This window comes from uncultured Pontibacter sp., assembly GCF_947499215.1.
GTDB lineage: Bacteria > Bacteroidota > Bacteroidia > Cytophagales > Hymenobacteraceae > Pontibacter.
In genome coordinates this window covers 38,962-60,764 of sequence record NZ_CANMNI010000001.1, presented here as the reverse complement: position 1 = coordinate 60,764, position 21,803 = coordinate 38,962, and the positions used below count along the sequence as shown (strand labels likewise).

Genomic DNA, 21,803 nt, shown 5'->3' with positions numbered 1-21,803 from the left:
TCCTGCTGCTTATTGAAAGCTGAGCCGGCACTTCTCGTAGCTGCTTTGCATAGCCAGCTCAATTAAACGAATGGTATTGCGCGCCTGTTCCGGCTTTACTTCCAGCTCCGCTATACCTAGTATAGCGTCACGTACATTCTCGTAAAAGCCGCGGTAGTCCCCGGTTTCGCTCTGGATTTTGCCAACAAGGTGCTGGCCTTGGACTTCTGTGTCGAGTTTGCCCCAAATCTCCTCGGGCTCTTTGCCCCAATTAGCTGTATTGGCAGGGGAGAGGCCTTGCTTGAGTGCGGCCTCCTGCACATCCAGCCCATACTTCACAAAAGAACCTTTATCACCCGATAGGATAAACCGAGGTCCCGGCTGTTTCACCAGCATGCCCGCTTTCAGAATGGCTTTCAGGCCGCTTTTATAGTAGAGAGTAAGGTCAAAGCTGTCGATGATCTGTCCTCCGCTGCGCTGGGTGCGTAGGTCAGCGTACAGTTCCTCGGGGGTTCCGAATAGCGTCAGCGCCTGATCGATAAGATGAGAGCCTAGATCATAGAGAATGCCTGTACCGGGCTGGTCTTCTTCCTTCCAAGTGGAGGAGGCAGGTATAGGTCTAAAGCGATCGAAGTGTGCCTCGTACTCCACTAAACGCCCTAGCATTTCACTCTGGATCAGCTTCTGTAGGGTTTTAAAATCGCTGTCCCAGCGACGATTCTGGTAGACAGCAAGCAACTTGTTTTGCTTATGGGCCAGTTCGATTAGTTCATCTGCCTGCTCGGAGGTAATAGTAAAGGGCTTTTCCACCACCACATTTTTGCCAGCCTCCAAAGCTGCTTTGGCAAGAGCAAAGTGCGTGTCGTTGGTGGTGGCAACAATTATCAAATCAATCCGATTATCCTGTAGAATAGCGGCATCATCTGTCACTACCTCCGCCTCAGGGTATGACGCTTTTGCCAGAGCTATACTTTCCGGTCTACCTGCCCTTATCATGCTTAGCATTAGCCCCGGCAGCACAGAAATGATAGGCGCATGAAAAACCCGCCCCGCCATGCCGAAACCCAGTAAACCGATATGTAAAGTTCTGTCCATGTGATCAATTAAATATGCCGCTAAAAATGAAGTGCGAGCGAGTTGGTGTAAGAAACGAAGTTAACAAAGTTTTATACGGAAAAGGCACAAAGGAGCTTTAGAAGCTGTATTTTGCTAGTATAAAATAAATATTCACAGAATTGAATATGCATTTATAAGAAAGAACTATTTTAGAAGCTGATTTTGTAATTCTAACCACAATTTTCTTGAAACAAACTTTAATCACCCACTCCGGACTTCTGAAGTCTGGCGGTATAACTTTAGCCAGTATATTTCTGGCTTTCACCACAATCGCGCAGTCAGCGCCTGCTGATACACTTCAAACCGGCTTTGGCAAGCGTGCTTCAAACCAATTCACAGAGAACGCTCATGTACTTAACACAGCACAACTGAACCGAGGCATAATTTACTCAACAGAGCAACTGCTAACCGGTCAGGTTCCCGGCCTGCGCGTGTTACCTAGTGGCGGGGCCCCGGGTGCCGGTTCAGAAATGGTGCTTAGAACCGGCACCACTATCTTCGGGAATAAAACCCCTTTAATCGTACTGGATGGTATGCCTCTCGACAATACATCGGCTTCAGATTATACTAGTCCGTTGAGTTTCTTAAGTCCGCATGATATTGAGAGCATAACACTGCTTAAAGACGCGGCTTCTGTAGCGGTATATGGAGGCAGAGCTGCAGACGGTGTGCTCTTTATCACAACCAAAAAGGGAAGAGACAACTCTAAATTAAAAGTGGACTTCAATTCAACAGCAGGCTTGTCGATGCTCGGCAAGAGGGCTGATGTAATGAGTGCAGGAGCCTTTCGAGAACTTGTAAATAAGGAATTGCCGGAGGAGAGCCACCTGCTTGGCTCTTCTACTACCGATTGGCAGGATGTGATCTACCGCAAAGCTTTTAGCCATAACCAGCACATAGGGTTGAGCGGATCCTTACTCAATATTCTCCCATACCGTTTAAGCGTCGGTCACCTTAACCAGCAGGGCATTTTAAAAACATCGCAAGCCAAACGAAACTCACTGGCGCTTTCACTTAACCCGAGATTCCTAAATGATCATATTCGTCTAAACTTGCACATGCGTAAAGTGGATGAGGATTTACGTGTTGCTGATAATACGGCTATTACGGAGGCATTTGCATTTGACCCTACGCAACCAGTGTATGAAGACAATGAATACGGCGGCTACCGCACTTATCTTAATCCTGATGGAACGTTAAACTATTATACAACAAGAAACCCACTCAGCTTGCTAGAACAGCGCCATGCTTATGACCAGACAGCTAAACTACACGGTCAAGCCCACTTGCAATACAGGCTACACTTTTTGCCAAGCCTAAGTGTAAATGTGCGCTATGCCCGCATGGAGCAAAACAATCATTTCTCCAGCGCAAGGCCAGCGAACATGGCCTCAGTAGCCTATATTGGAGGAATTTATGAGAATAAAGACCATCATATTAATTGGGAGCAGAAAGAAGCCTTTATAATTTACGACCAAGCGCTGGAGCGCTTAGACAGCAGAGTTCGGTTTGTTGCGGGGGGTATTTTAAAAGAAAAAGAAAATGAGCTTACCTACCACCCAAATACAAATGAGAGCGGAAAGGTTATCTCTGGACTCAGCTATTACGAAGGTATTGTTAAAACGTCTGCCTTATACAGCCAGTTGTATTTTAAGCTGAAGGATCGCTATCTGTTAGAAACATCCTTGGCGAAAGACAAAAACTCCATTTTTGGAACAGAAGCAGTTGGCTTGTCCGGTTCTGCAGGCATCTCTTGGAATGTAAGTAAAGAGGCTTTCATGGACGCCAACACACTTGTTTCGGATCTGCGTATGTTTGCAAACTATAGCAATTTTTTGAAACCGGATCATGCATCCATCATGCTTACCACCATATTTAACCCAGAGCTTAGAATGGAACAGACCAGCAAGTGGAATGCCGGAATCGCTTGGGGAATTCTTGATAGCAGACTGTATGGTGATATAAATTACTTCCAGTCAAAGACGACCGACATGCTACTTCAAATGTCTGTTGCCAATTCTGGAGGAATGAGCAAATACTTGGTAAACAGTGGAGGGTTTAAGTCTTCTGGCTTAGAAGGCAACATTCGCTATAAACTGATGAACAGGCCTGATGTTAACTGGAGCATTGGTGCAAATTTGATGTATCTGCAATCAGAGGTGTCAGATTTTGAGCATGGTCTAGAGTATTACATATATAATACCTTGGTTTTAAGCCCTGGTAAACCGATAAACTCTTTTTACCGCCTTGAGCAATTATATGATGAAGCCGGCATACCACTTGAAGGGGCTTACACAAAAGACAGCAGAGGGACCCATGAGAGGCAGGTTATGAATTCTACTGATCCTAATTTCGTATTTGGAGTTCAGTCTGAATTAAATTATAAGAAACTGAGCGCCAATTTTCTACTGAGGGGATCTACCGGCAATCACGTTTACAATTTTGCTAATGCTTACAGAAGCGCCCTTTACATGGCCTTAGGATCCGGTTATCTGGAAAACGTATCAGGAAGCTATACTGAGACAGGCTTTAGAATGCCACAGACTAATTCCAGTCACTTCCTCGAAAATGCTTCATTTGCCCGTTTAGAATACCTGCAGCTAACTTATAATCTAGGTCGCGTGTTACAAGAAAGAGCAAATCTTAAACTGAACGCCACAGCCCAAAATGCTTTCGTTATTACGAAGTATAAAGGACAGGACCCCGAGGTCCGCGGTGGTATAGACATGGGCCAGTATCCACAGCCCAAAACATTTTCGCTTGGTTTAAATCTCAGCATCTAACCTGAACAAACAAACAAACAAACAAACAAACAAACAAAGCCCGGCTAATGACCGGGCTTTGACTTGTTATGAATATGTGGTTAGGAATAGTTAAGCAGGGTTACTCTTTTACGATGCGGTGGTAAACTTCTTTCTGGCCATCGTTCACACTGATCAGGTATACACCGGTTGCCAGTTTGGAAATATCCACTCGTTTATCGGCGCCTTTTACATCGGCACGCATCAGTTCAACACCCGTGATGCTCATTACTTTTACGGTTGCATTTTCTGACGGCGCTTTGATTGTAATGTAAGAATTGGCCGGGTTAGGATAAACGGCCACATCTGGACCAATGGCTTCACCAAGTTGCTCAGCAGAAGTCATGCTACTGGTAGAAGAAGCCATTAAGGTGCTTCCTACGTTCACACTATAATCTTCTACCTCGCCATAGCTGAATGTCTCACACGAAGATGTCTGCGCAGCATTGTACTTCATGGAAACACGCATACGTGTTTTCCCAAGCGCAGCTGTAGCCGGTACATTTACGGTTGCACTTAATGTGGCGCTGCTAGAGGACGAACCGCTAACCACCAACTCGCCACTATCATCAAAGTCACCGTCTTGGTTAAAGTCAACCCACACTCTCCAATGCTCCGTGTAGGCGGTGCCTGAGAATCCGGTGCTGATGTAGATGGTGTTGCTGCTACCTCGGGCGGCATTGGCTGTCAGGTTAGTGAAGTCTTTGTAGCCACCATCACTGCTGGTCACATTCTTGAAACCACCAAACTCCACTAAGTCTATCCACTCGTAGCTGGCATTGCTTCCTTTGGATGCACAGTAAGCCACAGAAGTCGAAGCCGTCGTGAACGTAGCGGAAGTTGAGTAGGCTGAGCTGCTGCCGGAGCACACCGTACTCACTTGGAACTCATACTGCGTGCTTGCCGCAAGTCCGGTCGCGCTGGCAGATGTACCCGTTACGCTGCCGGTCGACCAAGTGGAAGTGCCGATAGGTCTGAATCGTACGTTGTAGCTGGAGGCACCTGACACTGCACCCCATGAAAGGGTTGCAGATGTGGAGGTGATGTTAGAAGAGGCTAGACTACCCGGCACTGCACAAGCGGTACTGGTTCCGATGTTGATGGTATAATCTTCTACCTCTCCATAGCCAAAGGATTCGCAAACTGTCTGAGCGCCATTATACTTCATGGAAACGCGCATACGCGTTGTACCCGAGGCAGAAGAAGGGATTGTGATCGTACCGCTCACGGCAGTTTTGCTCAAGGAACCGGCATCGAATACAAGTTCACCGGCATCGTCGAAGTCACCGTCCTTGTTGTAGTCAATCCATATTTTCCAATACTCATTGTATGCCGTGCTGGCAAAGGCTGGGGTTAGCGTTACAGGATAAGCACTGCCTGCGCTCACGCTAACAGTCGTACCCGTGAAATCGCTATAGCCCGCTGCACCTGAAGTTTTTATAAAACTACCCAACTGCACCTTAGAGATCCACTCGTAAGAAGAGTTGTTTCCCTGAGAAACACAGTAAGTCGTTTCACCATACTTTCCGCCGACACCTACTGCATGCCAAGCATTGGTTGTCTGGATTACTTGAGCTGAACCGGCTCCATACAGATCGATCGCAGATTGGATGGAATAAGTTCGTGCATCCGCATAAACCGAGCTGGAAGTAAGGTATACGGCTTCCGTACGATAAGCTATCTTGGCGGCCGCGTCTATACCTATACCTGTTACGCTATAGCTATTGCCGATATCGTTCGTGCCTGATTTACCAACTGAAAGAACATAAAACCAGTAGTTCAGAACGCCGCTGTTGTAGTGCACACCACCGTTATCACCGGTGCCGCTGTACCACATGTCGCCCTTGTAGGTATCCGGCTGGCCTTCTGCGTTCGGATCGCTCATAGAGCGGAGGGAAGGGCGTTGCTTGTCAATGTCTTCTCCTATCAACCAAGTTGCTTTTCCCGGCGCGGCGTAATACTCCACCGCAGCGCCCCAGATGTCACTGAAGCCTTCGTTCAAAGCACCGGACTCATAGGAATACTTCAGGTTAGCCGTGTTAGAGCAAACCGCGTGGCCAATTTCATGCGCACCCACGTCCAGACTAGTCAGGGCGTCAAAGCGCGTGGCACCGTCACCGTAGGTCATGACAGAACCATTCCAGAAGGCATTTTCATAGTTCTTGTCAAAATGCACGTAGCTTTTAATTTTCGCTCCGGCATTGTCAAAGCTATTGCGATTGTGCTTGTTCTTGAAATAGTCGTAGGTCATCTGGGCAGCCCAGTGTGCATCCAACGCAGCATTGTCCTTGGCCGTGTTGTTGTACTCAGTGGATGACCAGTTATTGTCATTATCCGTGAAGTCAACCGCTGCCGTGTAGCTCGTGCCCGTATTGCAGTTGTAAGTCTCTATACCACTGCCACGGGTAAACTCCCTCAGGCGGTAAGAGCCGTTGTAACTATCTGTCGTGATGGTTTTAGAACCACTATAGCGCGTAGCTGCAGTACCTGAAGCGGTGGCATGTTTGATAATGGCATCTTTGAAAACCACTTCACCTGTATGCGCATCCACAAACACATAATCTCTGCTAACAGGCTGGTGCGCATAGATGTCAAATTTGTAAGCTAATACCGGTTTGCCATGCTTTTCCTTGGTTCTGGCCAACTCATTTTCGATGATCACCAGTTCACCTTTTGGATAAAAAGTAGCTTTTGGATCATTATGAAGCTGTTTTGCCCACGCCTCCTGCTCTGGGTCTTCCCACATATAGGTCTTGGCATTGATGTGCCTTAAAGCAGCGGAAAGTGCGGCTTGCTCAGAAATAGAGGCCTTTGTATTAAGGCGTTCAATTTTCTTAAGTTCCCCGTTAATCGACTGGATTACGCCGTTTTTGCTGTGCACGGTATAGGTACCATATTCTACTTTAGTTCCTCTATAATACTGTGTGTAGCGTTGATGTGTGAAACCCATTTCATCCGTTTCGGATTTCCCCGGCTTTAGCTCATCTTCTGGTGATAGATTCAAGTAAGACCGGAGCACCTGCGTGGCTTGGTCGGAGCGGTGCGCCGCGCCCTTGTTATCAAACTCGATAAAAGCGGGTGTGCCATTCGAGGCTTCGATCCTTTGCTTGATTTTGCCTTGATCCTGTGCATACGCAGCAGGGGAGCAAATCAAACCTCCCAAGAATAAGGAGGCATAAAAGTAAAAGTGTTTCATACGTGGTAAAAGTTTAAGGTGAGATAATTTTTACTTGCTGTCTTGCCTAAAGCATAAGTATTAGTACTCGGCAGTTTATCAGCAATTGCAGTCTACGTAAAGCATCAGAGTAGTTTCCGGAATGTTTAAGTCGTTAGGTAACATGTACTTAGTTTGTAAAAAGAATAAGTTTATAGGCATATAGTTCATTTTTAATATTAGTATATTACCAATAAAAAAAGAGGTCGCCAACTTGTTATGGCAACCTCTTCATAATAAAAAAATAGTAATTATTTAGCAGCTATTTCAAGTGTAACGCTGCTTTAAGACGATTCTCCAAATTTCCATCGTGAGTTAAAACAGTGCGTTTTAAGCTTGCTATACGCTTTATACCTGTCACATTCGCACCAAATACACTATCTGCCTCCAGCAATTCTTCAGGCTTCGCTAATACTTCCTGTACTACTATGTTATGCTGCTGGCACCAGCGAATGATGTTACGACGCAAAATTCCGTTCACACAACCTGTTTTAAGGTCTGAGGTAACGAGTACATCACCCTTCATCCAGAAGATATTTGAGGAAATCAATTCTGCCACGTGTCCATCAGTATTTAACAACAGCAAATCATCGAAGCCTTTGGTCTGCCGCTCTATACCTGCCAGCACATAAAGTGGCGCTTGAGGCCCTTTAAAATTTGAGAAAGGCGATAAGCAAGTTGTAACACTATGGCAAACCCCGATTTCTATACCTGCATCAGGTAATGGATGAGTAGGTTCCGCCGTCGCCAGCCATTCGATTTCATTTGTTTGTGGGGTATAGAGTCCTGCACCAGCACGCCATACTTTTAACTTAAGACGACCTAACTTAACCGCATTGCGCTGTTTGACTAGCTGTAACAGGTTGTCTTCCAGTTCTCCGTCCCAAAAGTATTCAGGTATTGTGAGTTGCAAAGCACTCGCCGCCTCCCGCATACGGTCTTTATGATCAGCCCAAAAACACAATCTGCCATCCACGACCATAATCGTTTCAAAAAAACCATCATTATACTGAAAGGCCCGGTTAGAGATCGGGAGTTTCAAATCTTGTTGGAGAACGAAAGTGTTGTTATAGAGAAGCAAGGTATTTCGATTAAAGTTGAGAGTTAAAAGTTAAGTATTTGAAGATCAAAACTTAAACCTTTTGTCATCTTGAAAAGATCTTGGTGGCAAGTAGCAAAGGCTATTGAAGCTGGCAAACAAGATTCCTCCTGAATAACACATAATTTAAAATGACATATAAATAATTAGAGAGCCAAATTGTTTATTTCTCACCGTATCAGCGCAAATCTCTTCCCCGGCAGAGCTTTCACCATCCCTTTAAATTCCAACGCTAAAAGCACGGAGGCCAGCTGACTGACTGGCACTTGCGCCTTCCAGCCCAGATTATCCATTTGCTCTTCGCCCGATTGGATCAGTACCTGCAGCACCTGCATTTCTTCGGGCGTGAAATCCGCTGGGTCGAGCGCAGGAATAGCGGAAGCTCGTTTGGAGGCCAGTTTGTCTTCCATATCCCAGTTGAGCAACTCGATCAGATCTTGTGTAGAGGTAAGTACGGCCGCTTTGTGTGACTTTATCAGCCAGTTGGTACCTTCTGACATGGGGGAGTTGATATTTCCGGGTACGGCCATTACTTCCTTGTCGTAGCTGTGGGCGATGTCAGCAGTGATCAGCGTGCCGCTCTTGAATGCCGCTTCTATGACGATGGTACAGTCCGACATACCGGCTATTATACGGTTACGGGCCGGAAAACGGGGTGCATCGGGTTTGGTACCGAAGGTGTTTTCGGTTATAACGCCGCCCTGCTCAAGCATTTTCTCAGCATACTTCTTGTGCACGCCCGGGTATATGGTGTCGGGCCCCGAGGCCATCACGCCGATGGTGGGAAGTCCAGCCTGTAAAGCGGCTCGGTGCGCGGCAATGTCAATTCCGTAGGCCAGACCGCTTACAATCATCACGTTGTAGGGCTTGAGCTCTTCTACAATACGCTCGGTCGTGGCTTGCCCATAACTAGTTGGTTTACGGGTGCCTACAATGCTGATAATGCGGCGATGGTTTAAGTCGGAGTTGCCCCTGAAATAGAGGAGAGGCGGTGCGTCTGGCAGTTGCTTGAGTCGGTTTGGGTACTTAGAAGAGGTATAAAAAAGCAACTGCACATGCTTGTCAGAAGCCTTTTTCAGGACGTCTTCAGCTTCCACCAAAGCGTGACGGCCATTGTCGCGAATGCTTTTGGCTACCTTTTCACCTACGCCTGGCACCTTCATCAGTTTGACAACGGGCGTATCGAACACGGCTTTGGCGGAGCCGCAATAACTCACCAGCACCTTCGTCAGCTGATCGCCGATGTGGGGTAGAAACGAAAGGGCTACTTCAAATTGGGCTTCCTGTGACATGCATCAAGGTACGCAGGCTTAGCTTTTGGTGTTCAGCTGCTCCTTGATTCCAACTAAAAACGAACGCACCTTTTCCAGCGAATTGATGATCTCGATCTTATCCTTGGTCTGCACCGATTTATTCTTGAGCACTTCCTTGGCGCCTTGTATAGTAAAGCCACGCTCTTTCACTAAGTGGTACACGGAGCGCAGTTCTTCAATGTCCTTGACGGTGTACTGGCGGTTACCTTTCTTGTTTTTCTTCGGCTTCAGTTGGTCAAACTCAGTCTCCCAGAAGCGGATGAGCGAAGGGGCAACGTCAAATATGGCAGCTACTTCACCGATGGTGTAGTACTGTTTTTCGATTTCTTTTTCTTTATATGGCATAGTGTCGGTTTCAATGTATAGGCCAACAGCACTAATTTTCGGGTATAGCACACACAATTACGGCTAAAATTGCTACTTTTGCCCTAATGCAGGCCCGCGTAAGCAATGCCCGAAAGGGCTGTTTCTGTAAGGCAAAAATTCTATATTTTTTGTTATTAAACAACAAGTATAGCAGATTGTATCTAAAGGCTTAATACTCATAGATGAACTCAGCTGAGATTAGACAAAAGTTTCTTGACTTCTTCGCGCAACGGCAGCACCAGATTGTGCCGTCAGCACCCCTTGTGGTAAAAGATGACCCCACCCTGATGTTTATCAACTCAGGTATGGCGCCGTTCAAGGATTACTTTCTGGGCAACAAACCAGCGCCGTCCAAGCGCATCGCCGACACCCAGAAATGTCTGCGCGTATCGGGCAAGCACAACGACCTGGAGGAAGTAGGCTACGACACCTACCACCACACCATGTTCGAGATGCTGGGCAACTGGTCTTTTGGCGACTATTTTAAGAAAGAAGCGCTTGCGTGGTCATGGGAACTGTTGACGGAGGTATACCAGTTGCCGAAAGACAGGCTGTACGTGTCGGTGTTCCAAGGCGATGACTCCGAGAACCTGCCGATGGATCAGGAAGCTTTTGACATCTGGAAGTCTATGATTGCAGAAGACCGCATTTTGATGGGCAACAAGAAGGATAACTTCTGGGAGATGGGCGATACAGGTCCTTGCGGTCCCTGCTCGGAGATACACGTGGACTTACGTACCGACGAAGAGCGTGCGCAGGTGGACGGCAAGACGCTTGTGAATGCTGACCACCCTCAGGTAGTCGAAATCTGGAACAACGTATTCATGGAGTTCAACCGTCTGGCTGACGGCTCGCTGGTAAAACTACCTGCGCAGCACGTCGATACAGGTATGGGCTTCGAGCGTTTATGCATGGCCATTCAGGGCAAGCGTTCCAACTACGACACCGACGTTTTCCAGCCGCTGATTCAGTTCATTGCTAAAGAAGCTGGCGTGACTTACGGCGAGAATGAGAAGACCGACATTGCCATTCGTGTAATGGCCGATCACATCCGTGCCATCGCTTTTGCGATTTCGGACGGACAGTTACCGTCTAACAACAAGGCCGGTTATGTGATCCGTCGTATCCTGCGCCGTGCGGTTAGGTATAGCTTCACTTTCCTTGACTTTAAAAAGCCTTTCCTGTACAAACTAGCGGCCGTACTGGCTGACCAGATGGCGCACGTGTTCCCTGAACTCAACGCCCAGCTAAGCTTTGTGCAGCGCGTGATAGAGGAAGAGGAGAACGCCTTCCTGCGTACCTTGGAGAATGGCTTGAAGCGACTGGACGCATTGGAGCACAAATTCAAAGAGAACCACCATACCATCGACGGCAAAACAGCCTTCGAACTGTATGATACTTTTGGTTTCCCGCTGGACCTTACCGCCCTGATTGCCCGTGAAAAAGGCCTGAAAGTGGACGAGGCTGGTTTCGCTGTGGAGATGGAGCAACAGAAAAACCGCTCCCGCAACGCTTCGGCGCAGGAGCAAAGCGACTGGGTGATCATTCAGCCGGACGTGGAGACGGAGTTTTTGGGTTATGAGCATGACATAGCTGATTCACACATTGTGCGCTACCGTCAGGTAAAGACCAAGACTAAGAGCGAGTACCACATCGTGCTGGACCGCACCCCGTTCTATGCCGAGAGCGGCGGACAGGTGGGCGATACCGGTTACCTGATTTCAGCGACCGAGCAAATCGAGGTGCTGGACACGAAGAAAGAGAATGACCTGATTCTGCAAATCGTGGCGAAATTGCCGCAGCACGTAGAAGCTACGTTCAGAAGTGAGGTGGACTTTGAGCGCCGCAACCTGATTCGTAAAAACCACTCCGCTACACATTTACTACATGCCGCTTTACGTAAAGTTTTAGGCGAGCACGTACAGCAAAAAGGCTCACTGGTAAATGAGAAAGTGCTCCGTTTCGACTTCTCGCATTTCTCTAAAGTAACCGACGAGCAACTGCGTGAGGTAGAGACCATCGTGAACGAGCGTGTGCGTCAGGCTATACCATTGGAGGAGCAACGTAATATTCCGATTGCCGAAGCCAAAGAAATGGGTGCCATGGCACTCTTCGGCGAGAAATACGGCGAGTTTGTCCGCGTGATTGCCTTTGACCGTGACCACTCGGTAGAGCTTTGCGGCGGCACGCACGTGTACAACACAGGCGAGATTGGCTATTTCAAAATACTTTCTGAAAGCTCCGTAGCCGCTGGCGTTCGCCGTATCGAAGCAACTACGGCTGCGTCTGCGGAAGAATACATGCAGCAACAGCTAAACGAGCTCAACGCCGTGCGCGAAGTACTCGGCACACACAGCAACATTTCAAGCGCCGTGCAGAAGCTACAGGAAGACAACAAGGCTCTCCAGAAGCAACTCGAGCAATTCGAGCTGAAGCAACTGACTACGCTGAAAGAAAGTCTGGTGCAGAAAGCTCAGTCTATAGACGGTGTGAACTTTGTGGCCGAAAAAGTAGATGTGAGCACAGCCGACTACCTGAAGAAACTGGCTTTCGATATGCGTCAGGCCGTGGACAATCTAGTACTGGTGCTGGCCGCTGAAATTGACGGTAAGCCACAGATTGCGGTCATGCTATCGGACAATCTGGTTTCGGACCGTAAACTGAACGCCAGCCAGATGGTGCGTGAACTCGCCAAAGAGATCAAAGGCGGCGGCGGCGGACAACCGTTCTATGCCACGGCAGGTGGTAAAGACGCTTCTGGTTTGCAGGCTGTGCCAGCCAAGGCCGAAGAACTGGTGAAATCAATTATTAATGGGTAATGATTAATGAGTAATCGATAGTGAGTAATGGATGATTTCTTCGGATATTATTCATTACTCACTATTCATTCTTAATTAGACAATGGATAAAGCAATAAGAGACAAATACCAAGCGATTATCGGTCTGGAGGTACACGCCCAGCTGTTGACGGAGAGTAAGGCCTATTCTTCTGACTCTACAGAGTATGGCGTGATGCCGAATACCAACCTGAGCGTGATCACATTGGGCCACCCGGGTACTTTGCCACGCATTAACAAGACCGTGGTGGAGATGGCCGTGAAAATGGGACTGGCCACTAACTGCGAAATCAGACGTTACAACATCTATGCCCGCAAAAACTACTTCTACCCAGACCTTCCGAAAGGCTACCAGATCACGCAAGACAAGACACCAATTTGTACAGCTGGTTATCTGGATGTAAAAGACGCTGAAGGCAATGACAAGCGCATTGGCATTACGCGCATTCACATGGAGGAAGACGCAGGTAAATCCATGCACTTGGCCGGTGAAGTAGAAACACTCATTGACCTAAACCGTGCCGGGGTACCGCTGATTGAAATTGTGTCTGAGCCAGACATCCGTGATTCAGAGGAAGCTTACAACTACCTGACGGAAATCCGTCGTTTGGTGCGTTACCTAGAGATCTGCGACGGCAACATGGAAGAAGGCTCGCTGCGTTGCGATGCCAACATTTCGGTGATGCTGAAGGACTCGCCGCTTTGGGGAACCAAAGTAGAGGTGAAGAACATGAACTCGTTCCGCAACGTGCAGCGTGCCATTGAGCACGAGATTGAGCGCCAGATCATGGTGATCGAGAACGGCGGCAAAATTGATTCGGAAACCCGCAACTTCGATGCGAACACAGGCACGACGACGGCCATGCGTTCAAAAGAAACGCTAAACGACTACCGTTACTTCCCAGAGCCGGATCTGCCACCTTTGGTGATCGAGCAGGAGTGGCTGGAGCGTATAAAGGAAACAATGCCAAGTCTGCCACAGGAACTTTACAAGCGCTTCACAGAGGAGTTTGGCCTGTCAGAGTATGACGCGGGTGTGTTGACCGATGCAAAAGAGATCGCGCTATACTATGACGAGCTTTGCAAGTATACCCAAAACTACAAAGGTGCCGCTAACTGGGTAACCGGTCCGGTGAAGTCCTATTTGAATGAGCTGCAACTGCACATCAAAGATTTCCCGCTACAGCCGCACGCTATTGCCGAGATCATTGCACTGGTAGATGAGAACAAGGTAAGCCACTCGGTTGCCGCTAAAAAGATTTTCCCTTACATGCTGGAGAATCCGGGTATACCTGCGCACCAAGTTGCCGAGGAGCAGAACCTGCTGCAGGAATCTGACTCGGATTCCCTCAAGGTTATTGTGGCTGAAGTACTGGCTGCCAATCCGCAGAAAGTGGAGGAGTACAAAGCGGGTAAGAAGTCGCTGGTAGGTATGTTCATGGGTGAGATCATGAAAAAGACCAAAGGCAAAGCCGACCCGAAAGTAGCCAACCAGCTGTTGCAGGAAGGACTCAAATAGATACAAGACGTGAGTCACAGTACTCTCAGTTAAACAAAAGCTATGTCTTATGTCGCGTATTCAAAGTCATTCATCGCATAAAATTGATAGCAGCAATACGGTTAGCTATATTTAATAAATCAACCTACAGAAATGATGAAGCTAAAAAAGTATGTAATACTTGCTTCAGCGGCAGCGCTGATGGCTGGTTGCCAAGGCAATAAAACTGCTACTAATGGCAGTGCCTATACCATAGAAGGCAAATTGCAGAATGCCACTCCGGGTCAAATTTACCTGTTCGAACTGGGTGAGCAGCAGTTTATTGCCCGCGACACCGCAAATATCGGTCAGGACGGTAGCTTTCTATTTGAGGGTACGGTAAAAGAGCCAACGTTTTACAGACTAGGACTTGATCAGCAGAATGGGATGATGCTAGTGCTGGAGAACAAAAAGATCAAAGTAGAAGCCGACGCCAGCGATCTAAATGGTACAGCTAAAATAGAAGGGTCAGAGGATTCAGAATTGTTCCAGCAGCTGAACAAAATGGTGAATGATTCGCGACAGAAAGAAGCGGAACTGAGCCAGAAGTTCAACCAAGCAATGGCAGAAGGCAAGACCGAAGAAGCAGAAGGATACCGTCAGCAATACCTAGCCATGCAGAAGGAGTTGAAGAACTTCCTCGCCCAGCATCCGGGTTCAATCGTGTCAGCTTTTGGTACGCTTAACCTGATCAACCCTCAGACTGATTTTTCTTTTGCTGACAGCATGGCGACACTTTACTCCGAGAAAATTCCGGATTCAAAGTATACGGCTTTGCTAAACAAGCGTCTGGAGTCTATGCGCAGTACAGCTATTGGCTCGGTTGCACCTGACTTTTCACTGCCAACGCCGGAAGGCGGAAGTATCGCTCTGTCCTCTCTTCGCGGTAAGTATGTGCTTATCGACTTCTGGGCAAGTTGGTGCGCTCCGTGCCGCAAAGAAAACCCGAATGTGGTGCGTATGTACAATGAGTACAAAGACAAAGGCTTCGAAATTTTTGGTGTATCACTTGATCAGTCAAGAGAGAAGTGGTTAAAAGCCATTGCCGATGACAAGCTCACTTGGCCGCAGGTGTCAGACCTGAAAGGCTGGGAAAGCTCTGCCGCACAACTATACCAAGTAGACGCCATCCCGCAAACAATCTTGTTAGACAAAGAAGGTAAGATTATCGCCAAAGGCCTAAGAGGAGAGGAGTTGGAAGAGAAGATTGCTTCGCTTGTAAATTAGTCCTTTATTAGAGTAATGAATAAAAAGCGAAAGCCCTTCCAGTTTGGAAGGGCTTTCGCTTTTTTACATGAAGTTTAAAAAAATCTGTTATCCCGCGCGGATCTTGGCTAAATAAGAGGGCTCTACCCCTAGAGGATAAGCATTTGCTTTATGCAAACAAGATTCTTCAATAATGAAAGTTAGTTTACTCTATTTCTTAAATACCCGCTGCAAGGCTCCCCACAGCATTTTCTTCTGCTCCTGATCCCCGTCCAGCACCGCCAGAGACTGTGAGAAAACTACTGGCACACTATCTACAGGCACAGGATTATAAAGGGTGAACTTCTCATGCGGCAGATCCGTGTCAAGGCGACTGGCGAAGCTGATGATGTAGTTGGTCTTCGTGGTGTCGCGCAGGGCTTCAAATTTGGTGATGGCACCTGACACATTGTTTACAAATGCAACATCGCTCGGACCGAAACCAATGGCAGCCAGAATCTTAGTCAGGAACTGGGATTGCGGCAAAGCTCTAAATTCTGAGTCCGGCAGCGTAACCAGCACGATCAGACCTTTGCGGTTTTCTCCAATCAGGTCAAACGACTTTGGCTGCGTTGTTGGCTCAATTTTCGGCAGTTTAGGTATAGCGGCTGCAGGTGTAGCTGTTGGAGTAGGGGCGGTAAGCTCTTCATCAGCAGGGCTTGGTGCCTGCACTCCTGAAACTACAGGCTGAGCTTTTTCAAGTACCGGTACTTCGGTTACAGGCTCAGGCGCACTAACAACAGGTTGCTGATCCACATCGAGCAGGTATAACGTTTCGGGCATGAAATGCTTTAGAAACTCCGCATTCAGTTGCGCTGGTGTCAGTGCGTTCATGAGTTATAGGTGTAATTATTCCTGTTCTTCTTTCAGGTCAAAGATGGAGCGCAACTCATTGGCTTCGCTTGGCTTCATACGGCCGGCCAATACCAGACGCAACTGGCGACGACGAAGGGCACCGTCATACAATCTAATCTCCTCTTCCGTTTCAGGTATAGCTTCGGGCACATCAATCGCTTTGCCGGACTGGTCCACCGCCACGAACGTGAAGAAGGCTTGGTTTGACATTACTTTCTTGCCTGACGGGATATCTTCGGCATATACCACAATATGAACCTCCATAGAAGAAGAGAAGGCGCGTGTCACTTTGGCCTCGAGCGTTACCACGTTGCCCAGCTTTATACTTTCAGCAAAAGACACGTTGTCCACCGAAGCTGTTACCACAATGCGGTTGGAGTGCTTTTGCGCGGCGATGGCCGATACAATATCCATCCAGTGCATCATTTTACCACCCATCAGATTGTGAAGGGTATTGGTGTCGTTCGGCAACACCAGCTCGGTCATGATCACGTATGATTCGCTTACTTTTTTCTGTTTACGCATGTCTGTTCTCTATAAATTCTGCCGCAAAGATAGGGCACAAGCAGCCAAACAAAAAGCTACCCGGCTATTAAGATAGTGTTACTATTATGAAAGACTCGATGAATCCCATCCGGATTTTCCCAGCAAAGGCACAAACTTAAAGTCGGCGAACTCCTCCTGCGTGAACTCATTCTCGCCTGTTCGTGTAATCCGCAACATCTTCTGGCTCGACTCGCCACCGACAGGAATCACTAGTATGCCGCCGATGTTCAACTGGCTTACCAATGTTTTAGGCACTCCCGGCGCACCGGCCGTTACGATAATCTTGTCGTAAGGGGCATGGGCAGGCAAACCCTGTGAGCCATCACCGTGAAAGGTATGGGGGAATAGTCCGTAGGTCTTGAAAAACTTCACTGCTTTGTCGTAGAGCGGTTTGTTGTATTCGATGGTATAAACCTTCGGGGTAATCTGCAGAAGCACACAACACTGGTAGCCAGAGCCTGTACCAATTTCAAGTACCTTATCGGTAGGCTGAAGTCTAAGCAATTCGGTCTGGAAAGCCACGGTATAAGGCTGCGAAATGGTCTGGCCTTCACCGATAGGAAAGGCTTTGTCCTGATAAGCTTGCTCCAGAAAGGCCTTTTCGAAGAAAAAATGCCGGGGAACAGTTTCGATTGCCGCCAACACCCGTTCATCGCGTATACCTTTGTCTCTCAACTGCTTTACCAAGGCGCGGCGCATGCCTTTGTGCTTGTACAAGTCTGTCTGCATTTCCCTTTGTTTCAGTATAAAAAAATAGAAGCTTTCCCGGATACAGCCGAGTTATAGGAGCAAAGCGACAAGCTAAGACGCTTCCTACCTATGCTGTTCATGCGAAAATAAGCATACCCACCCACAGTTACCTAACCGTTCTGCAATTTAATCTCACCTATACGCGGATTTAGGTATGGCAAGCGTGCTTTTCAGCTAAATCGTGGTTAATTTTGGATTCAGATCATTTACCCGAAAAGCCATGTTTACAGGTATAATAGAAGCCATGGGCCAAGTGCAGGCCATTCAGGAAGAAGGCACCAACAAACACTTCACGTTGTCAGCTCCTTTCACGCACGAACTGCAGATAGACCAGAGTGTGGCCCACAACGGTATTTGCCTGACGGTGGTGAACATTACCGAAACAGATTATACCGTAACTGCTATTGACGAGACGCTGCAAAAGACCAACCTGAACAGCCTGAAAGTGGGCGACAAGGTAAATCTGGAGCGCTGCATGAGCGCCAACGGCCGCTTCGATGGGCACATCGTGCAAGGCCATGTGGATCAAGTAGCGGTGTGCGAGTCAGTGGAAGACCAGAACGGCAGCTGGGTTTTTACTTTCCGTTATGATCCTACCTTGGGTAATGTGACAGTGGAGAAGGGTTCTGTTACTGTTAACGGGATTAGCCTGACGGTGGTAAACTCTCAGGATGACCGCTTTTCTGTGGCGATCATACCTTATACCTACGAACATACCAACCTTCACCAAGTGAAGCCGGGGTCTTTAGTTAATCTCGAGTTTGATATTATCGGGAAGTATGTAGCCAGGTTGCTAGGGAAAGCATAAAACTTTACTCCACCACAATTCGATGATACGTTACCCCATAACCACCCCAAACCCCAAGTCCGCCGTTAATATTTGACCGGGTTGTATTAGGGGACCCGATGGGGCTGCCGTTGTTGTTGCGCTCGTTTTCCAGTGTAAACCAGAAACGATAGTGCTCAATATCTATAGCTGCCCAACGTACCACAATTGTATCGCCTTTCCCAAAGTAGCTGTAAGTATCCAAGTCCACATCCCGACCACGGGGTTCGCCGCGGTCCAGCGGGAAACTGAGGTTCTGCACGCCATTGATCAACTCATCATTGAAAACGGAGGCAAAGTATCCCGGGTAGAACGGCTCGCTGTTGCGTTTTGTGAAATAACGCACACTGTTGCCCAGTGTGTCGGGATCTTGGTAGCGGTAAAAGAGTATGAAAAGACTGTCCTGACTTGGGTCGGGGTGGGGCTGGAGGAAAAGCTCTTGCAGCGGATTTAGTTGGGGGATGGTGGTAGACGATGTCAGTACCCGCCCCTCATGACTAATTCGTAACTGATAGCTTTTGCCGACTTCGCCCAACAACTCTTCGGAGGTATAGACATAAAAAATAAAATCGCTACTACTTGTCAATTGGGCTTCAGGTATGGCGTATTGCTCCGAGACTACTCGCCGCAGTTCAGGCCAGAAAGCGCCTGCGGGCACTTCTTTTAAGGTATAGCTCTTGCCTGCACTCGACACCACCACTTGCGCCCCGTGTACGAAACTGGCTTCGATGTCAGCAGGTGAAAAGCCGGCAAACACAGGCATACTGCGTGTAAGCACCACCACCGGCGGAGCGTCTTGTTCTATGTGTCCCTCTACCACCAATTGCTCCTGTCCGGCAGGTATATCGATGGTCAGGTTCTCTTCGCAGGCGGAGAGGAACAAGGTTATTAATAATATCAGCCAAGGTCTTAGTTTCATAGGATTACCATTTAAAATTCCAGGTGACAGAAGGCAAGGGGAAGGGTATAAGCGATACCTTTTTGGCCTGCACGGTTGTTTCGGTGCTGTAAGGTGCGCCCTCGCTGTCAATGTAGTACAGAAACGGATTGCGGCGGCCATACACGTTGTAGATCGCAAAGGTCCAGCTAGATTGCAGTCTACGCTGCGCCTTGCCCTCCAGTGTGGCCGAGAGGTCGAGTCGGTGGAACGGCTCCATCCGGAAACTGTTGCGGTTGCCGTATTGGTAATTGACTGTGCCCTCAATCAGGTAGCGCCGCTCCGGCATGGTAGTGGCTTGTCCGGTGCCATACACAAAGCTTCCGCCGAATGTCCAGCGTGGGTTATACCTGTATGTAGCTACTAAAGACATATCGTGCCGGCGGTCGAAGCGGGCGGGAAAGGTGCGGCCTTGGTTGATGTCCGGGAACGTGCGGTCGGTGCGTGACAAGGTATAGCCCAGCCAGCCCTGCAAATCACCGTAGTTCTTGCGCAGGAAAAACTCTGCACCGTAGGACTTCCCGCTGCCGCGCACAAACTCGTACTCCAGATCGCGGTTGCTTGGCCCCGCCACAAAGCCCTCGCGATACTCGAGTTGGTTTTCCATGGTCTTGTAATAGAGCTCGATAGAGCCTTCATACATGTTCTGGCTGAAACTCTGGAAATACCCGATGGCATATTGCGTCGCCCGCTGAGGCTCCACAATCGCTGAGCTCGGCACCCAGACATCCAGCGGCAAGGTGGTATAGGCATTTGAAACCAAGTGGAGATACTGCGCCGATCGGGTATAGCTAGCCTTGACAGACGAGTTCGCACGCAAGGAGTAGCGTGCCGAAACCCGCGGCTCCAGTGCCTGAAATGTCTTCACTCGCTCTCCAGCCGCATATTCCACCGAATCAGTAGCCCGTTCATTTCGATCGAAAGTAAAAAAGGTAAATGGCCCCATTTGCGCAAAATAACTGCCTCGTATACCCAGACTCAGCAAAAGACGATCCGTCACGTTCCAGTCGTGGGACAGGTAGATCGCCGCCTCATGGGCTGTTTTTGACAGGATCCGATCTGTCGAAAACACATCTCCCTCGGCTGTTTCAGCGCTGCCCGTTCTTGGTCGCAAAGTATGGTGAGTGTATTGAAATCCGTACTCCAACTGGTGCTGAACCGTGGGTGTGTAGACAAAATCCGCTTTGGCAGTATAGTCCCGTACACCCGTTTCGACGGATGTGGTGATGTCCCCAAAGTCCCACGTAAAGTCAAACGCATAATCGCTCAGCGTACCTGTCACATCCACAAAGTGTTTGTCTGAGAACCGATGATTCCAGCGTGCCGTGGCAGCGGCATTGCCCCATTGGAAATCGGCCACAAAGCGGCCAGACGAAAGCGTAAGCGACCCCACATCTTTTCCATAGTATCCGCTCAGGTATAGCTTGTCCTTGGGCGAAAGGGTATAGGAGACTTTCCCGTTAAAGTCGTAGAAATAAAAAGGCACACCACCTTGCTCGGTATTTCTTAAAAAAGGTCCAAACAAAGCATCCACGTAGGTGCGGCGTGCCGAGAAGATGAATGCGGCTTTGTCTTTTTGTAGCGGCCCCTGCACCGTCAGGCGGGAAGCAATCAGCCCGATTCCACCCTCAGCCTGCAGGCTGTCGGTACTGCCTTCACGCATTTCCACGTCCAGCACAGAAGACAGGCGACCGCCATACATTGCCGGCATGTTCCCTTTGATGAGCGTGGCATTGCTGATGGCGTTGCTGTTGAAAACCGAAAAGAAATTGAGCAAGTGGCCCGGATTGTAGACCACCGCCTGATCGAGCTGCACTAAGTTCTGGTCAGCCCCGCCGCCCCGCACATAAAAGCCCGTGTTGCCTTCCCCACCTGACTGCACACCCGGCATAAGCTGCACCGTTTTCATGATATCGGTCTCGCCAAAAAGTACTGGCAGTGTCTTCACCGATTCCATCGGGATAGCCAATTCGCCCATCATAGCGGTTTGGGTGATGGGCTTGAGACGAGTGCCGATTACTTCGACTTCACGAGTACTGTAGGTAGCGGGCGCCAGTCTCAGGTCGAGTGTCTCATTGCGAAAGAGCTGTAGCGGAGTTTCCTGATTGTCGTAGCCGATGTAACGGATAACTAAGGTATAGGTGCCCGGCGGAGCGCTCAGGCTATACCTGCCATCAGGCTCCGAGACAGTGCCAATGGAAGGACGTTCTTCCAGACTGATGGAAGCGCCAGCCAGTGGTTCGGCTGTAGTCGCGTCCAGTACCCGGCCGCGTAGCACAAAGATGTCCTGTGCCCATGCGGGCAGCACAGGCAGAAGCAAGAGCGGTAGTACTAGGTATAAAAAGTTTCGTAGTTGCAAGTCCGGAAATCAGCTCTTCTAAC

15 protein-coding genes are annotated in these 21,803 nt (G+C 48.6%); 5 read left to right on the top strand and 10 right to left on the bottom strand.

All coding sequences use genetic code 11. The features are described from left to right. Positions 1-9: 9 nt before the first annotated feature. The gene (locus tag Q1A04_RS00235) at positions 10-1,074 is read right to left on the bottom strand and encodes an oxidoreductase (protein ID WP_299699553.1); all 1,065 of its coding nucleotides are present in this window, start codon (positions 1,072-1,074) and stop codon (positions 10-12) included. Between the two features lie 206 nt (positions 1,075-1,280). On the opposite strand from Q1A04_RS00235, the gene Q1A04_RS00230 reads away from it, so the two are divergent. Then, a complete protein-coding gene (locus tag Q1A04_RS00230; RefSeq protein ID WP_299699550.1) occupies positions 1,281-3,878 on the top strand; it encodes a SusC/RagA family TonB-linked outer membrane protein in 2,598 nt (865 codons plus the stop codon). A gap of 100 nt (positions 3,879-3,978) precedes the next feature. Here the strand turns inward: Q1A04_RS00230 and Q1A04_RS00225 are convergent, their stop codons facing one another. The 4 genes from Q1A04_RS00225 to Q1A04_RS00210 all read right to left on the bottom strand — a co-directional run bounded on the left by Q1A04_RS00225 (position 3,979) and on the right by Q1A04_RS00210 (position 9,867). Then, positions 3,979-7,092 carry a M4 family metallopeptidase gene (locus Q1A04_RS00225; protein WP_299699547.1) on the bottom strand — a complete coding sequence of 1,038 codons (3,114 nt, stop codon included), beginning with the start codon at positions 7,090-7,092 and terminating at the stop codon, positions 3,979-3,981. 280 nt (positions 7,093-7,372) lie between these two features. After that, entirely contained in the window at positions 7,373-8,152 is a 780-nt protein-coding gene (locus tag Q1A04_RS00220; RefSeq protein ID WP_299699544.1) for an aminotransferase class IV, read from the bottom strand. Between the two features lie 227 nt (positions 8,153-8,379). After that, positions 8,380-9,501 carry a DNA-processing protein DprA gene (gene dprA / locus Q1A04_RS00215; RefSeq protein ID WP_299699541.1) on the bottom strand — a complete coding sequence of 374 codons (1,122 nt, stop codon included), beginning with the start codon at positions 9,499-9,501 and terminating at the stop codon, positions 8,380-8,382. 18 nt (positions 9,502-9,519) lie between these two features. After that, positions 9,520-9,867 (bottom strand): MerR family transcriptional regulator, encoded by a 348-nt coding sequence (locus Q1A04_RS00210; protein ID WP_299699538.1) that lies wholly within the window; start codon positions 9,865-9,867, stop codon positions 9,520-9,522. 203 nt (positions 9,868-10,070) lie between these two features. Here Q1A04_RS00210 and alaS point away from each other — a divergent pair, with 203 nt between their 5' ends. The 3 genes from alaS (at position 10,071) to Q1A04_RS00195 (ending at position 15,489) form a co-directional block, all read left to right on the top strand. Further along, on the top strand, positions 10,071-12,707 hold the full coding sequence (gene alaS, locus Q1A04_RS00205) for an alanine--tRNA ligase (RefSeq protein WP_299699535.1): 2,637 nt from the start codon (positions 10,071-10,073) through the stop codon (positions 12,705-12,707). Positions 12,708-12,789: 82 nt separating this feature from the next. Beyond that, positions 12,790-14,244: an Asp-tRNA(Asn)/Glu-tRNA(Gln) amidotransferase subunit GatB gene (gene gatB / locus Q1A04_RS00200; RefSeq protein ID WP_299699532.1), complete on the top strand. Its 1,455-nt coding sequence runs from the start codon at positions 12,790-12,792 to the stop codon at positions 14,242-14,244. A gap of 132 nt (positions 14,245-14,376) precedes the next feature. Continuing rightward, entirely contained in the window at positions 14,377-15,489 is a 1,113-nt protein-coding gene (locus Q1A04_RS00195; RefSeq protein ID WP_299699529.1) for a TlpA disulfide reductase family protein, read from the top strand. A 189-nt stretch (positions 15,490-15,678) separates the two neighbouring features. On the opposite strand, the gene Q1A04_RS00190 is transcribed toward Q1A04_RS00195, so the two are convergent. The 3 genes from Q1A04_RS00190 to Q1A04_RS00180 form a co-directional block, all read right to left on the bottom strand. Beyond that, the gene (locus Q1A04_RS00190; protein ID WP_299699526.1) at positions 15,679-16,341 is read right to left on the bottom strand and encodes a hypothetical protein; all 663 of its coding nucleotides are present in this window, start codon (positions 16,339-16,341) and stop codon (positions 15,679-15,681) included. Positions 16,342-16,356: 15 nt separating this feature from the next. Continuing rightward, positions 16,357-16,887 (bottom strand): acyl-CoA thioesterase, encoded by a 531-nt coding sequence (locus tag Q1A04_RS00185; protein ID WP_299699523.1) that lies wholly within the window; start codon positions 16,885-16,887, stop codon positions 16,357-16,359. Between the two features lie 84 nt (positions 16,888-16,971). Further along, complete coding sequence (locus tag Q1A04_RS00180) at positions 16,972-17,637, bottom strand: protein-L-isoaspartate(D-aspartate) O-methyltransferase (protein WP_299699520.1); 666 nt, start codon at positions 17,635-17,637, stop codon at positions 16,972-16,974. Between the two features lie 241 nt (positions 17,638-17,878). On the opposite strand from Q1A04_RS00180, the gene Q1A04_RS00175 reads away from it, so the two are divergent. Further along, entirely contained in the window at positions 17,879-18,466 is a 588-nt protein-coding gene (locus tag Q1A04_RS00175; protein WP_299699518.1) for a riboflavin synthase, read from the top strand. Positions 18,467-18,470: 4 nt separating this feature from the next. On the opposite strand, the gene Q1A04_RS00170 is transcribed toward Q1A04_RS00175, so the two are convergent. Together Q1A04_RS00170 and Q1A04_RS00165 are read right to left on the bottom strand one after the other, a co-directional pair. After that, a complete protein-coding gene (locus Q1A04_RS00170) occupies positions 18,471-19,403 on the bottom strand; it encodes a DUF4249 family protein (RefSeq protein WP_299699515.1) in 933 nt (310 codons plus the stop codon). 4 nt (positions 19,404-19,407) lie between these two features. Continuing rightward, a complete protein-coding gene (locus Q1A04_RS00165; RefSeq protein ID WP_299699513.1) occupies positions 19,408-21,780 on the bottom strand; it encodes a TonB-dependent receptor in 2,373 nt (790 codons plus the stop codon). Between the last annotated feature and the right edge of the window lie 23 nt (positions 21,781-21,803).